This window comes from Thermoanaerobacterium butyriciformans, assembly GCF_017874545.1.
Lineage (GTDB): Bacteria > Bacillota > Thermoanaerobacteria > Thermoanaerobacterales > Thermoanaerobacteraceae > Thermoanaerobacterium > Thermoanaerobacterium butyriciformans.
On the sequence record NZ_JAGGLT010000011.1, the window covers coordinates 57,055 to 72,688 of the forward strand.

General features: G+C 30.0%; 17 protein-coding genes. All 17 read right to left on the reverse strand.

Annotated features, from left to right (window positions below; translation table 11 throughout):
* Positions 1-16 precede the first annotated feature (16 nt).
* The gene (gene sigF, locus J2Z80_RS06030) at positions 17-760 is read right to left on the reverse strand and encodes an RNA polymerase sporulation sigma factor SigF (protein ID WP_209453591.1); all 744 of its coding nucleotides are present in this window, start codon (positions 758-760) and stop codon (positions 17-19) included.
* 9 nt (positions 761-769) lie between these two features.
* Positions 770-1,201: an anti-sigma F factor gene (gene spoIIAB, locus J2Z80_RS06035; RefSeq protein ID WP_209453592.1), complete on the reverse strand. Its 432-nt coding sequence runs from the start codon at positions 1,199-1,201 to the stop codon at positions 770-772.
* On the reverse strand, positions 1,202-1,546 hold the full coding sequence (locus J2Z80_RS06040) for an STAS domain-containing protein (protein ID WP_209453593.1): 345 nt from the start codon (positions 1,544-1,546) through the stop codon (positions 1,202-1,204). It abuts the gene before it with no gap.
* A 104-nt stretch (positions 1,547-1,650) separates the two neighbouring features.
* On the reverse strand, positions 1,651-2,796 hold the full coding sequence (locus tag J2Z80_RS06045; protein ID WP_209453594.1) for a D-alanyl-D-alanine carboxypeptidase family protein: 1,146 nt from the start codon (positions 2,794-2,796) through the stop codon (positions 1,651-1,653).
* 57 nt (positions 2,797-2,853) lie between these two features.
* On the reverse strand, positions 2,854-3,723 hold the full coding sequence (locus J2Z80_RS06050) for a site-specific tyrosine recombinase (RefSeq protein ID WP_209453629.1): 870 nt from the start codon (positions 3,721-3,723) through the stop codon (positions 2,854-2,856).
* Positions 3,724-3,786: 63 nt separating this feature from the next.
* On the reverse strand, positions 3,787-4,413 hold the full coding sequence (spoIIM, locus tag J2Z80_RS06055) for a stage II sporulation protein M (protein ID WP_209453595.1): 627 nt from the start codon (positions 4,411-4,413) through the stop codon (positions 3,787-3,789).
* A 68-nt stretch (positions 4,414-4,481) separates the two neighbouring features.
* Positions 4,482-5,642 carry an endonuclease Q family protein gene (locus tag J2Z80_RS06060; protein WP_209453596.1) on the reverse strand — a complete coding sequence of 387 codons (1,161 nt, stop codon included), beginning with the start codon at positions 5,640-5,642 and terminating at the stop codon, positions 4,482-4,484.
* A 15-nt stretch (positions 5,643-5,657) separates the two neighbouring features.
* Entirely contained in the window at positions 5,658-6,182 is a 525-nt protein-coding gene (locus tag J2Z80_RS06065; RefSeq protein WP_209453597.1) for an NUDIX hydrolase, read from the reverse strand.
* A 171-nt stretch (positions 6,183-6,353) separates the two neighbouring features.
* Positions 6,354-7,433, reverse strand: a complete 1,080-nt coding sequence (locus J2Z80_RS06070) for a DUF3866 family protein (RefSeq protein WP_209453630.1) — start codon at positions 7,431-7,433, stop codon at positions 6,354-6,356.
* 4 nt (positions 7,434-7,437) lie between these two features.
* Positions 7,438-8,208, reverse strand: a complete 771-nt coding sequence (locus J2Z80_RS06075; protein ID WP_245301182.1) for an MraY family glycosyltransferase — start codon at positions 8,206-8,208, stop codon at positions 7,438-7,440.
* 43 nt (positions 8,209-8,251) lie between these two features.
* Positions 8,252-8,926, reverse strand: coding sequence for a glycosyltransferase family 2 protein (locus J2Z80_RS06080; protein WP_209453599.1), 675 nt, complete (start codon positions 8,924-8,926; stop codon positions 8,252-8,254).
* Positions 8,926-9,849 carry a copper transporter gene (locus J2Z80_RS06085; RefSeq protein WP_209453600.1) on the reverse strand — a complete coding sequence of 308 codons (924 nt, stop codon included), beginning with the start codon at positions 9,847-9,849 and terminating at the stop codon, positions 8,926-8,928. The genes J2Z80_RS06080 and J2Z80_RS06085 overlap by 1 nt, the downstream gene beginning before the upstream one ends.
* Before the next feature lie 10 nt (positions 9,850-9,859).
* Positions 9,860-10,981, reverse strand: coding sequence for a putative cytokinetic ring protein SteA (gene steA, locus J2Z80_RS06090; protein WP_209453601.1), 1,122 nt, complete (start codon positions 10,979-10,981; stop codon positions 9,860-9,862).
* A 94-nt stretch (positions 10,982-11,075) separates the two neighbouring features.
* Entirely contained in the window at positions 11,076-11,801 is a 726-nt protein-coding gene (spo0A, locus tag J2Z80_RS06095; protein ID WP_398506846.1) for a sporulation transcription factor Spo0A, read from the reverse strand.
* Between the two features lie 185 nt (positions 11,802-11,986).
* Complete coding sequence (gene spoIVB / locus J2Z80_RS06100; protein ID WP_209453603.1) at positions 11,987-13,297, reverse strand: SpoIVB peptidase; 1,311 nt, start codon at positions 13,295-13,297, stop codon at positions 11,987-11,989.
* Between the two features lie 145 nt (positions 13,298-13,442).
* On the reverse strand, positions 13,443-15,155 hold the full coding sequence (gene recN / locus J2Z80_RS06105; protein WP_209453604.1) for a DNA repair protein RecN: 1,713 nt from the start codon (positions 15,153-15,155) through the stop codon (positions 13,443-13,445).
* Between the two features lie 22 nt (positions 15,156-15,177).
* Positions 15,178-15,630 carry an arginine repressor gene (locus tag J2Z80_RS06110; RefSeq protein ID WP_209453605.1) on the reverse strand — a complete coding sequence of 151 codons (453 nt, stop codon included), beginning with the start codon at positions 15,628-15,630 and terminating at the stop codon, positions 15,178-15,180.
* Positions 15,631-15,634 lie beyond the last annotated feature (4 nt).

Genomic DNA, 15,634 nt, shown 5'->3' on the forward strand with positions numbered 1-15,634 from the left:
AGAAGTGTAACACATCTTACACTTCTTGAAGTTGTTCTTTTAATTTTTTTAATACTTTTTTTTCAATTCTTGATACTTGCACCTGCGATATTCCAAGAATCTTTGATACTTCAGTTTGTGTCATGTCTTTAAAATATCTCAAAACTATAATCTGTCTTTCTCTAGAATTTAATTTTTTAAGAACCATTCTCAGCGCAAGCTTGTCTTCAATATCATACTCATTATCTTCACTGCTTATTTTCTCTATCAAAAGCATGTTATCATCTTCGTTGTGCTGTGAATTGTCATACAGGTATTCAGCAGTTGCTGTTGATTCAAATGCCATCGCAATTTCTTCGGCTGTAACATTAAGTTTAGACGCAATTTCTTGAATAGTTGGCTCTCTATTTAATTTTTTTTCCAGTTCATCTTTTATATAATAAGCTTTATTCGACAACTCTTTCAATGACCGACTTACTTTTATAAGACCATCGTCTCGTAAAAATCTTTTAATTTCGCCTAGTATAATAGGAACAGCATATGTAGACAGTTTTACATTATAGGACTCATCAAATTTATTTATAGCTTTAACGAATCCTATACACCCAATTTGATAAAGGTCTTCTGCTTCATATCCCCTATTAGAAAACTTTTTTACAATACTCCAGATAAGACCACTATTTTCTTTTAATAACTTTTCCAACGATAATTTATCATTATTTTTAGATTTTCTTATAAGTTCATTTACATCTTCATTCCTTTCGCTATCTTTTTCTATCATAACAGCACCTCATTTATTTGTATTAATGTATTTAACCATTTTAACTCTGGTACCTTTGCCTTTTTCCGACTCCACCTCTAATTCATCCATAAATGTCTGCATAACTGTAAAACCCATTCCCGATCTATCTTCGTCAGGTTTCGTTGTATATAAAGGTTCCATGGCTTTTTCAATATCTTCTATTCCAACTCCATTGTCAATTACTTCTACTATTAATTTATTGCCTTCTATCTCCGCTCTTAAAATTATATAATCTATCTTATTTTCATATCCATGAATTATGCAATTTGTCACAGCTTCAGAAACAGCCGTTTTAATATCTGCGATTTCCTCAATTGTAGGATCCAACTGAGCAGCAAAAGCAGCGACAACTGTTCGTGCAAAAGATTCATTTTGTGACTTGCTTAAAAATTTCAATTCCATTTTATTTGAATAGCTCATTTATATCCCCCTTTGCATGCTTTCAATAGCTTCTTCAATTGATTTATAACAGTTTATAACTCTTAAAATTCCAGACAACTCTATAACTTTCAAAAGTTGTGACTTAGCTCCTACAATTGCTAATGTACCATGTTTATCTTTTGCCATCTTATACCTTCCAAGAATCATGCCTATGCCTGAGCTGTCCATGAAATTTAAATCTTTTAAATCTAGTATAATATTTTTATAGCCTTTTTGATATTCGTTATTTATAGATTCTTTAAAAATATCTGATGTATGATGATCTAACTCTCCCTTTACTTTAACTATTAATATATCATTTTTTTTCATAAATTTTATATCCATTTTTATCCCTCCATCTATATATATTCTACATAACAGCTCAATATCCTCCTTTTTTGTTATATTTTTCTATATAATATACAAAAAAACTAAAAGCGAATAAGCTTTTAGTTTTTTTCAATCCATGATCTATAAACTTTTCTCAAATTATCAAATATATTTGATTTTTTAACATTTTGATTAGAAGTCAAAGGCACAGTTTTAATCAGATTATTTCCATCGTAGATTTTAATTGTTCCGATTTTAGCACCGACTTTAATTGGAGCTTCTACGTATTTATTTATGCTAATTTCTTGTTTTATATTTTTAGCTTCACCTTTTTTCAACAAGACATATTCATCACTATTAGCAACAGCATTTATATAATCTTTTTCTCCTTTTAATACTTTTACTGTACCATAAGTTTTTCCTGCTTCAACTACTTTTTTCGTTTCAAAGTTCGCAAATCCATAGTCTAAAAGCTTTGAAGCTTCTTTGAATCTAGTATTAGAATCTGGTGCACCGAATACCACTGCTATAAATCGTGTATCTCCTCTTTTTGCTGTTGCAGATAAACAATACAAAGCTTCTGAAGTAGAACCAGTTTTTATTCCATCAGCTCCCTGATATCTCCACAATAGTTTGTTAGTATTCGCCAAACTAAATTTTCCATTTCTAACTGAATCTATTTTATCTGTCAAATATTTAAATATTCCTTTATGTTTAACAAGCTCTCTCGAAATTAATGCGATGTCATAAACAGAAGTATAATGATCCTTTTCAGGCAACCCTGAAGCGTTTTTGAAATTAGTATTTTTTGCTCCAAGCTCCTTAGCACGTTTATTCATCTCTTCTACAAACTTTTCTTCACTGCCAGAGATATATTCTGCCAGTGCTACTGAAGCATCATTAGCCGAATTCATAGCGACAGACTTTAATAAATCGTCTACTGTCATTTCTTCACCGATTTCTAAGTATATTTGTGTTCCTCCCATATCAAAAGCATGTTCGCTTGTTACAACTTTGTCAGTAGTCTTAATTTTGCCAGAATCTAATGCTTCCATTACTAAAAGCATTGTCATTACTTTAGTAACACTTGCAGGAGGTAATTCTTCATGACTATTTTTTTCATATAATACTTTTCCTGTATTTGCATCCATAAGAATGGCTGACTTAGACTTAAGATCAAAATTATCAGCATATGCAATATCTTCTGTTATTATTGTATAAATCAATGTAAATATCAAGATAAATGAAACTATCTTTTTTAACATTGTATCCCTCCTCTTAAAATTATTTTTTCTTAAGGAGGGATAATTATTCTAAAATTTTTATGCACGAGGATGTGACTTTTTGTATACTTCTTTAATCTTTGATTTAGCAATTAATGATATTAATTCATTTGAACCAGTCGATTTATATCCGAGCATTTCTTGTACACTTCTTATATCCGCCCCATTTTCCAACATATGCTTGGCAAAAGATTTTCTCAGTATACTAGGAGTTATATCAAATCCTGGATTAACTATATCTGTGTACTCTTTTATAATTTTCCAACAACCCTGGCGAGTTAGTGCCTTACCTCTCATGTTTAAGAAGAGATAATCATTATTTTTAACATTTTCTCTTACAGATATGTAATTTTGAAGTGCATCTACTGCAGAATCACCAATTGGTATAAATCTTTCTTTTGTACTTTTGCAATATATGTAACCATAATTAAGATTAACATCATCTATGCGCAGTGATATTAATTCTGATACTTTTAACCCTGTTGCATATAGGACTTCTATTATTGCTTTATCTCTTAAACCTTTTTCGCTTTTTTCGAATTCATATGACAATAATTTATCAACTTGATCAATTGACAATGTTGCAGGAACTTTTCTTTCTATTTTTGGTGCATCTAAAGTATATGCAGGTTCTTCATCAATTAACCTATTCATGAATAAATATTGATAAAATGATTTTATAGATGAAAGATGTCTTGAGATAGTAGCTTGTGATCTATTCTTATGTTTTAACAAATTCATATAATTAATAATCGTAGCCTTTTTAACTTCAAAACATCCAATATTAATTTTTTCTAAATACTCTAAGAATTGTGTGATATCTCTTTTGTATGAATCTATAGTATTATCGCTTAACTTTTTATTATTTTTAAGAAAATCAATAAAAGCTTGTACAACACTTACCATCAACATTACCCCTATTATATTTGATTATAATAAATATTCAACAAAACTTTTAATTTTCCTTCATCCTTATTGAATAATATTTTTTAATAGATATAAAATATTTGGTGTTATATAAGCTTCAAATACACCACCTACTATCATCAATGAAAAAGCAGAATATATTATGAGCGTATACGTGACAAATTGAGAGAATAAATCATTAACATTAAATCTTCGGTTTTTTAATATATACATTGAAAAATTTATACAAGTTGCTGAAATAAAAAATAATGAAATTAGAACCAAAATATTTTGTGGTAGTATGGCAATTAAAGCAAATATTATACCCTTGTATTTCAATTGATTGATTAGAAAACCAATGGAAAATCCTAATAAAAATCCTCTAATACCAACAACGAGAAATATAAAAGGAATTCCTATAATTGTAGCCCCTAACAGCCAAAGCACGAAAGTTGTTTCAAAATTATTTAATACAGATTGTTTAAATATTTCAATAGGAATTATTTTCATTTGACTAATTATCACATAAAAATTATTTATATATTTCATCATATTTTCTTTCTGTATATCGTTTAATGTATTTATTGTAAAAGAGCCAGACGCTATTCCAATCATAAAAGACATTAAAATAATTATATATAGGATAGAATTATCTTTTATATGTTTAGAAATTTTTTCTTTTAAAACTTTCAAGGCAACGTCCTCCTCCTGCCTTAAATTATATTTAAATTTATGCTTTGAAGAAGGACAATATGACTAGCTTAAATTATTTTACCATAAATGCCGCCACCACCTGCTTTTATTTTTACATTTCCATATCTTGCATCTACAATATTCTTTGCCAATTTTTCACCTATACATTCTCTTAATTGTTCGAAAGGTGCTTCATGTAAAACATATATCTCATTTCCAACTTCATACAAGAGCTTTTTCACTGTTTTAGGACCAATTCCGGGTATAAATTCCAGTGGAATCTGATAGATATATTCCGGTCTAAATGCAGGATGCAATATTTTTTGATCCTTTATTTCATATATTCGATCCAAAACACCAAATACTACATTTTCACTGTTGCAATACGCGCATTTGTGAATAGGAGGATTTGTGTTCGAAATTTTACTGCAGTCAAGGCAAAATGTCCTGTGATATTTACCTAATGCAGGATTTAAACCATAGTTTCTTATGATGCCACTTCTAGATTTAAGCGTCAATTTTACGCTTTTAAAGTCAGGACTTGGTAAGTCAAAAACATTAAATTCTCTTCCTATTTTTTGCAGAGAATGAGCATCTGAATTGCTTAAAAAAACTTTGTAGCTTAATTCACTGATCATATCAGCCAAATATGTATCAGAACTTAAACCAAGCTCGATAGCAAAGACTTCATCATAATATTTTTCAAATACACGACTTAATCTATCAGTCGTATTCCCATAATAACTTTTATACGGCGTAAATACATGAGCAGGCACGACAAATCCATCGAAATCTCTTACTATCTTTAATATTTCTATGCTATTTAGCCTGCATTTCTGTGTACTTAAGTTTATATTATTGATATACTTAGACAATATTTTAGAAAAAGCTCTCATTGATTCAATGTCTTTTAAGAAACATAATAAATGTGGTGAACCCGCCAATTCACCACCGACCTCTATCTCACTTACTAATTGTAAAACAATCTTATCTTTGTATATAAGCCCTCCGCCATCTAACTGTCTTAGTACATCATTTTTAACCAAATCCTCCAATTCATCCAAAATCTCAGGTACTGCACAATCTACGATTCCTACAATATCTATACCCTTTTCTACACATTTTTCAAATATATTTTCTACTGTTAAACTTGGCGATGCAGTTATCTTAACAGGTTTTCCGCTTTTCGTTCTTCCCAAATGAACATGTAAATCAGCATTGTAGTACAATTCAAATACCTCTTTTCATTTGATATAATACAAAAGTGCTATTAAGGTTTTAGCATCCTCTATTAAGCCATTTTTAATCATTTCTTTTATCTCGTCAACGCTATACTCATAAACATCTAAAAATTCATCAGCGTCCGTATGAGGCGTACCTTTTTCTAAATCATCTGCTAAATATAAATGCAAAACCTCAGTAGAAAAACCTGGAGATGGATAAAATGAAAAAATATGTTTCAGTTCCTTTGCTATATAACCTGTTTCTTCCATCAGTTCTCTTTTTGCACATTCATCAGGTTTTTCTCCAATATCTAATTTCCCTGCTGGTATCTCTAACAACACTTTTTCAGCAGGCTTCCTATATTGCTTCACCATTATTATTTTGCCATCTTTATTTATAGCCAATATAGAAACGCCACCTCCATGTTCCACTATCTCCCTTTTTGCAACTTTTCCATTAGGCAATACAACATCATCAATCCTTAGATTTATTATTCTACCAGAAAATATTGTATTCGAATTTTTAGTTGGTTCATTTAAATCCATTTTATACACCCTTTCTATAAAGAATATTTTTCGCTTAAATTGCATAATATGAAAACAAAGGAGATGAATTTAATGATCATATATGAAAATAAAATTTACTTCAAGGGGAAGTTCTGTGAACTTATTAAGCTGCTCAATAAACTTTCTTTAAAATACAAAACATTTAATGAATTAATTAATTCCAAGTAATTTAGAACAATAAATTGCGGCCGCACCACATGCATCAAAAAATTCTTTTTCCTCATTGATTGTTCTTCCCATTGTCGTAAATTTTAAATCTTTTACTTCCAATAAAATATCACTAGTAATTTTAGAGTCGATAAAATATTTATTAACTTTATCAAATGCGTGGTTTTCTTTTAATTGTTTTTCCAAAATCAAATGTTTCTCATTATCTAATATAGGCATAGTCAAGTTGCAAGAACTATTCAATAACTCAATTACAGTAGCGGTATGATGGCTTATACCAATATGTCTTTCTCTTTTATCATTAAAACTAATTCGTGGTATCAAAATTGGGATACCTTTTAACTTGTTTATTGCATCAATTATACTAGCTTGGTCTATTCCTGAAAAACCATATTTTGTTCCTGTTCCAACTATGCCGGGTCCCATGGCCACTATTGCCACATCACTCTTTACAATTTCTTTAGCAGATATCAATGACGAATAAATATTGACTGCCTCAAAATCACCGCCAAAGGCATGTCCCATAGTAATTGTACTGTCTATAATATTATTTTCTTTTAAATACCTAACTGTATTGCTGAAAGAAATTGGCAGGCAAGCTGAATCAGACATTATGTATGATATTTTTATTGCCGGCTTCAATTTTTTCAAAACTACGGCTGTTGGAGCCAACATGCTATGAAGCTCACCAACGATTACAGGCATGCCACCTAAGTCTTTAAAATTATTAAAGATATCATGATACGGACTATCTTGTTCTTCCACCGATAATACATTAATCTGCATGGGGGTATATCGCAATTTCATTATATGTCCAATCTTTTGAAAATCAAGATTATCATATTTTGTATTTAAAATTACAAAATCATAGCCACCTGTGCCTAAATTTAAATTTCTCGCCGTTTGATTTATATATACTACATCATCAACATTTATTTCACCAGTAATCTCATTATAATTAATTGCTTTCGTTGTAACTCCATCTACATCTACTTCTATAAAACTGATATCATCTCTTTTTGATATAATATTTTTCACAATCCCTTTATTGATAAAAATCATTTTATTAGTCACGTCCTCTGCCAATCATATCTAAAAAATTTAAAAATCTATTCCCCTCGATTATTTTTGTTAAAGAATATTTTTCAGTAACAATGTGAACTAAAATCAAGAATATCATTATAATTAATCTCACATTAAAATCAAACAATAAAATACTTGATATACCCAAAGTAAGCCCGAGAATATTAGAACCAGTATCCCCAAGCATAATCTTTCCCTTTAAATCCAGCGGCAAAAAAGCCAGCACTGAACCTAAAACTATCATCAAAAGCTGTGGGCCTCCTGAAGTCGCTATAAAAAATATTATTGAGAAAAATAAAAATGCTTTACATGCTCTTCCTGGTCTTAAATCGAGTAAATTTAAAAAATTAGTAAACAATGATATTACTATCGTATTTACCAATATATCAATTATTCTGTTGCTTAAATTTATACTTATGTATAACGATACAATCAACCCAGTTATCGCTTTTAGGCCACCGGTAGTTAATTTAAGATGAAGCAATGATTTTATGTGTCCTTTTAATCCGGTTACGCTTCGATCTCCTAATAAATCATCAATCAGTCCAACATAAGACATCAAAATTATCGAAAGCAAATAAATAGGCATTTTGCTGTCATTGAAACCAATTAATGTTAAAATCATACTGCTAATAAAAATTGTTGGTACGAATGCAATGCCGCCACAAACAGGAATTAATATTTTCTTGTAATTTGGTTTTAAGCAAACATCTTTGTCTAATATTTGAAAAATAAATTTTTGAATTATTATCATAAATAACAAAGAAATAGCCAAAAAGAATAAGGATGCCACATTATCACCTGTCCTTAAAAAAAGCCTTTATTAAAAGCACTTTTAAAATATCAATGAACTGCCTGCCCCTATGAATAAAACCTTTAATGTCTCTTAAGGTAACAGAATGAGTCATATCTACATCAACTTCTTTAATTTTATATCCCATATTTAAAATATCGATTGTCATTCCAACCTCTATTCCATAACCGCTGTAAAATCTCTTAATTTTATCAAGCACTTCTTTTTTAAATACCCTCTGACCAGAAAGCGTTGAGTCAAAATCGTAGCCTGTCAGTAATTTCACTCCATATTTTGCAAGTTTTTTGACAAAACCAAAGCCAGATTTTACCTTGACTTTTGGGAACCTCGCAACAGTCACATCTGCCTCACCATCTACGACAGGTTTAATAAGCTTTATTACCTCCCTCGATGTTAAACCTACATCTGCATCTATAAATGCAACCACATCATTTTTTACATATTTTAATCCTTCTTTTAATGCCCTTCCCTTCCCTGAATTGTTTTTAATGTTAACTAGCCTTGCTCCAGCTTTTTTTGCCTTTTCAGCAGTATCATCAGTTGAACCATCATTTACAACTATGATCTCATCAATTTCTTCTATATTTTCCATCCCTTTTATCGTATCAACAATCCTATTACTTTCATTAAAGGCAGGTATCAAAACGCTCACGCCCATCATTTCACCTCATTTGAATTTGTACTATTTTGATTCTGCTGTGCTGGTTCTATAAATGAATCTGGCATAATAGACGTATCACCTGGTTTTACTCCATAATTTCCATCCTTACCTTGCATAACCATTATTAAGGAAGTTTGTCCTATAATTGTATCTATATTGTCAACTGTTGATAAATGTTGTTTTTTATATGCGTCCACATAAGAGTACTTTACATCACTTTGCTCTACTCCAACAATTGGCACATTTAAAATTTTGGCCTGCCTTATAATTGGTATATCTACTATATTTAAGTTATTGTTTTTAAGATTGCTGCCTCCCGCTAACACTATAAAATCTGTACTTCCAGGTGTTCCAGTAAAATCAATATATCCTTTATCTTTCAGATATGTTATTAGCTCAGCATCTTGTCCCGAGATTATAACATCTGTTAATTTCTGTGACAAAGATTCTATAAGATGATTGCTGTCCACATTTCCATATTTAGACAGGTTGTTAAGCAGATCTGTTTTATCAGATTCATCTAAATCATTTAAATTATCTTTAAATATCGTAATTGAGCTAATTGTCGCACCTGCTTTCATCAATGCATTTCGCAAACCTGGATATATAAAATCATTATTAGTTTCGATTATTGCTACTTTTACGCCATTTAAACGTCCTTTGACAAGTTCCGGAAATACTATTTTATTGTACTGATTCATATAATCAAGCTGTTTATTTAAGCTCTGAACATTGTCTTTTAAATTAGAATTTTCTGTCTGAATATCCTTAAATTTTTGCTCCAACTGATTTATAATCGTATCCTGCTGTTCTGAAAAAACTTTTTGCCCATCAAGCATAAATCCTATAAATATACCAATACCTAATGCCATAAAAATTGCTGCTATCGTTAAAACGTAATATCTAATATTAACGTTCATAAATCTCCTCCTAAAATCCTATTAAAAGCCTTATTCTCAATTGCAGCAACTTTAGAAGCTGCTGCATAGGCGGCGAAAAATAAGCTATTACACTGAGGGGAACCATTGCTGCGAAAATAATGCTGAAAACATAAGATAACCTAAAATTCTCTCTATATAACTTGTTAACACCTTTTGCATCAATAAGTTTAGAACCTATTTTAAGCCTGACAAGAAATGTACTGGACATTCCCTTTCGCCCTTTTTCTAAAAAGTCAATCATACTTGAATGTGTACCAACTGCAACAATTAAATCTGCTCCTTTTTCATATGCTAAAAGCATTGCAATATCTTCACTTGTTCCTGGAGCTTTAAAAATATGTGCATCAAGACCTAAAGACTTTACTCTCTCTAATCCTGGTGATTTACCATTAGGATATGCATGAACTACAATTTCCTTCGCTTGTTTCAATGCTTTATCGCTAACACTATCCATATCGCCTACTATAATATCTGGAGTCAATCCAAATTCAAGTATTGCATCAGCACCACCATCAACACCTATTAGAATCGGTTTTACATCAGTTATATACTGTCTAATAGTATATAAATCTTCTTTATAATCCTTGCCTCTAACAACAACTAATGCCTGCCTATCTTTAAATTTTGTTTTTACATCGGGTATCTCAATATTACCTAAAATAAATGATTTTTCTTTTTTAGCATATTCAAGTGTATTTTCGATAAATTTATCTAACTCTATCTCAAGATTTTCTTTACATTCCTCCATTTTATATTTAATAACATCGTGAGTCAATAATTTACCTTTTTTTATTAATTTACCATCTTTATATATCTCATTATCAATAATTGTGATTCTGTCATTTTCTTTCAATAAATCGAATATATCTTCACCAACTTCATCAATAATTGGTATGCCAGCTTTGTCAATAATTAATGGCCCTAGATTTGGATATCTACCACTTATTGATTTATTTGCATTTATTACTGCTAAAATTTTCTTTTCAATTAGAGATTCTGCACCAATTTCATCAATATCCACATGATCTATGACAGCAATTTCACCAGGCCTTATACGCTTCGCAAGATTTTTCGTTTTTTTATCTATTTTAACTGTACCTGTAATTTGCATGGTTTGACCTCCATACATTTATTCTTTGTTTATTATAGCACAATTTTAAACAAGGTAAAACAATAAAATACGGTGAAAGTATCACCGTACTTTATTAACTCACCTTTAAACTTAATCTTAATTTATCAGCGATAAGTGCTATAAACTCAGAATTTGTTGGCTTACCTTTTTCGTCATTTATTGTATAACCAAATAAGTCATTTAAAACATCAACTTTACCCCTGCTCCACGCAACTTCAATCGCATGTCTAATTGCTCGTTCTACTCTGCTGGGAGTCGTCTCATATTTTTCTGCTATCTTAGGGTATAATAATTTTGTTACTGAGTTTAGATATTCAATATTATTAATAACCAATGTAATCGCGTCTCTTAAATATAAATAGCCTTTGATATGGGCTGGAATCCCTACATCATGTATAACCTGTGTAATCAAAGTCTCCAAATCAGCTGACCTTTTTTCTCCCATAACTGGCATAATAGCTTTTGTAACCACATCTGTTTGAAATTCCATTATTTCTATTATTCTCTTTGAAAGTAACTCCAAATCAAATGGTTTTAAAATATAATAATCTGCCCCAAGACTTATTGCCCTCTGTGTAATTTTTTCTTGTCCTACTGCTGAAAGTATTAATATTTTTGGCTTTTTAATTTTTAATTCGTTTAGTTTCTCTAATACTCCAATACCATCTAAATACGGCATTATAATATCTAAAATTAATAAATCCAATTCATTATTTTGTATTAAATTTATTGCTTGATTGCCGTCATTCGATGTACCTATTATCTCGATATTTTCTTTCGTCGATAAATAGTCCACCATGATACTAACAAATTCCTTATTATCATCACAAATCCCTAGTTTAATTTTTCTTAACAAGAAACGCCCCTCCTTATGCCTTTTTATCCTTTTTTATTTATAAAAAACAAATCTATTTTATAATATTCTACAAAAAAATTTAATTTCCTTCTTTTAACAATAAAAATATTAGGGAAATTTTTCTTCCCCTAATTATTAAATACATTTTTGTCACTTTGTAAATTTTTCATTTCATTTATCATCCATTCTGCATAGACAGCATATCCTTTCGAAGGATCATTAACAAATACATGTGTTACTGCACCAATAAGCTTCCCATTTTGTATTATTGGGCTTCCACTCATCCCCTGTACTATTCCCCCTGTCTTACTTAGCAAATTTTTATCTACAACTTTAATAATCATTCCTTTTTGATTTGGATTTTTCTGCTCAACTTTTTTTACAATTTGTATATCAAATTCTTTAACTCCTGTATTATCAATTGTTGTTAAAATTTTTGCTGGGCCCTCTTTAACTTGAGATTGAAAACCTATTGGTATCGGTTTTCCAACTATGTCATTTATATCATTATATACTTTGCCGTATATTCCATATTCAGTATTCTTTTCAATATTTCCTATATTATCAACCTCTTCTAAAAATATCCCCCTCAACTCTCCAGGACTGCTTCTTTTCCCCTTGCTTATAGATACTATTCTAGATTTCATCACTTGTCCATTATTCACAGATAATATATCTCCTGTATCAATGTCTGTAATTGCATGCCCTAAAGCTGCATAAAATCTTTTATCTGCAGAATAAAATGTTAGTGTTCCGATTCCAGCAGTGTGATCTCTCACCCACAATCCTAACTTGTATTTTTCATCTTCTTTAGCCAACACAGGGTGTATTTTAGCATATACAATATTACCTTTTCTATTTATCTTTAAAGTTACGGGCAAACCTTTTTGATTATTTATAATATTCGTGATATCATCAGCACAGCTAATCTTTATATTGTTAACCTCCAGTATAATGTCACCTATTTGTATTTTGCCCTCTCTATACGGGCTATAAATTCTGTCATCTGTGCCAATTATATCTGCGTATCCAACTACAAGTGCTCCTTTTGTATTGAGTCTAACTCCTATTGATTGCCCTCCTGGAATGACATTTATCGTTGGTATAACATCAACAGAAACATTTTTTATTGGCAAAATGCCAAATAGTTTAAGATTTATATTTACTTTTCCTCGATTTAATGTTTCCACAGAAAATGGTCTTTCCAAATTTAGGATGTTTTTATTGTCGTTATTAATAATTTTAACAATTCCTTTTTTGTCTGTATAAAAGCCGACTTTAAGAGGCAAATTAAAATTAAAATTTACCTTTTCTCCTTCAAAAATTTTAAAATAATTGGGAGTTTGGCAAATACCTTTAATTGCTGGTATATAATTAACATATATTATTAAAGCCGATAAAAAAATAAAAATTAAATATTTAAATTTATTCCATTTCAATTTAATCACTCCCTCATTTAATTTTGCTAAGTTTAAATTAACCCTTTAATATGATTTATATACTGTCAATAAAAAGCTAGATTTCTAAGTTAATTAATAACTTTTTTTCAAAAAATAAAAAAAATACGGTCTTAAACCCGTATATCTACCTTTGACTTATAGAATTTTTATATTTCTGTGCCAAATCAATTAATTCTTTTGAATGATTATAAGTAGTATCTGTCATAATTGAACCGCTTATTATTCGTGATAATTCTTTTATTTTTCCTTCGTAATTAAGCTTTTCAATTTTTATATATGTTTTATCTTTATTGACTTCTTTTGTAATTTTATAATGTGAATCAGCCATAGATGTTATTTGAGGCAAATGTGTAACGCATATAACTTGATGATTTCTTGATATTAAAGCTATTTTCTCTGCAACTGCCTGTGCCGCTTTACCACTAATTCCCGTATCAACTTCGTCAAATATCAACGTTGAAATACCATCAAAATCTGCTAAAATTGTTTTAAGAGCCAGCATTATCCTAGATAACTCACCACCAGATGCTATCTTTTCAAGTGGTTTTAATGGTTCTCCAATATTAGTTGAAATCAAAAATTCTACATCATCCATTCCATTTTCGTTTGGTACATCTTTCTTTCTGATATCAACTTTGAATATTGTATTGGGCATATTCAGCTCACTTAATACAGTACTGACTTTCTTTTCTAGAAAATCTGCCACATTTTTTCTTTTCAGATGTAATTCATCAGACAATTCCTTTATCTTAGCCATTATTTTTTCTTTTTCTTCATTTATTTTATTAATTTCTTTTTCCGCATCTAACAATTTTAACAATTCATTATTTTTTTCCTCTTTATATTTAATTATTTCTTCTATCGTTCGTCCATATTTTCTTTTAAGATTATTTAACAAATCTAATCTTTTTTCTATTTCATTCAAATTTTCTGCATTAAAGTCAATATTTTCTACATAATCTCTTATTTGTAAGGAACAATCTTCCAATGTATATAAAATACTTTCAATCATATCTTTCAATTTCTCAAGCTTTTTGTCTATTCGTGATGAAGTATCTAAATTTTTTAAAACAGTACTAAGATTATCAATGATAGAAGTATTATCTTCTATACCTTTGTAAAGTAAATTATACGACTCATTCATATAATTAAATAGTTTTTCAGAGTTTATCAATATATTGCGCTTTTCAATTAAATCATCCTCTTCTTCTGGTTTGATGTTAGCTGATTCAATTTCATTTATTTGGTATTTTAGAAGATCTATTCTTGATATTTTTTCTTTATCATCCAAATTAAATTCTTTTAATTTATTATTTAAAGAATTATATTTTTCCAGCAAATCCTTGATAATATTTTTTGTCTTAAAAAAATTTTTATCTTGAAAATTATCTAATATCGTCATATGTTTACTGTTATCAAGAAGAAACTGGTGCTCATGCTGCCCTAAAATGTCTACTAGATACGTTCCAAGTTTATTCAAAAAAGATAATGGCACAATTCTGCCATTAACTCTGCAATAATTTCTTCCATTTTCAGTTATATCTCTACTTATTATCAGAGTATCATCTTCCTCATATTCGATACCAGCTTCATCAAGAATGTTATGTATTAAGTCCCTGTGGGAATTTATTAAAAATATACCTTCCACAGTCGCCTTTTGAGTACCATTCCGTATTATGTCTTTATTTGCCCTCCCACCTAGCAAAAGCATCATTGAATCAATAACAATAGATTTACCGGCACCTGTTTCTCCGGTAAGTATGTTTAAACCATCTTCAAATTTTATCTCAGCTTCTTCAATTAGCGCTATATTTTTTATACTCAGTGCAAGGATCATCATAATCCCCCTTAAAAACTATTCATTTAATCAGCTCATTAATTCTATCAATAATTTCTTTTACGGAATCTTCCGATCTTACTAACATAAATATGGTATTGTCGCCAGCAAGTGTTCCCACGACTTCATTCCAGTTTAATGTATCCAATGCTTCCGCAGCCGCAGGTGCCGTACCGGAAAGTGTCTTAATGACTATTGTGTTTCCAGCATAATCTATGCTTATAATTCCAGACAAAAGTGCAACTAATTTGTCAGTAACTTTATTATCCGGATTTTTCATAGATGCATACTTATATTTTTTACCATCAGCGCTCAATACTTTTATAAGCCTTAATTCTTTAATATCACGGGATACTGTCGCTTGAGTTACTTTTATCCCTTCCTTTTGAAGAGCATCAGCCAGCTCTTCCTGAGTTTCAATTTCATTTTTGCTTATTATCTCAAGAATTTTTGCGTGTCTAGCTAACTTCATCATTCTA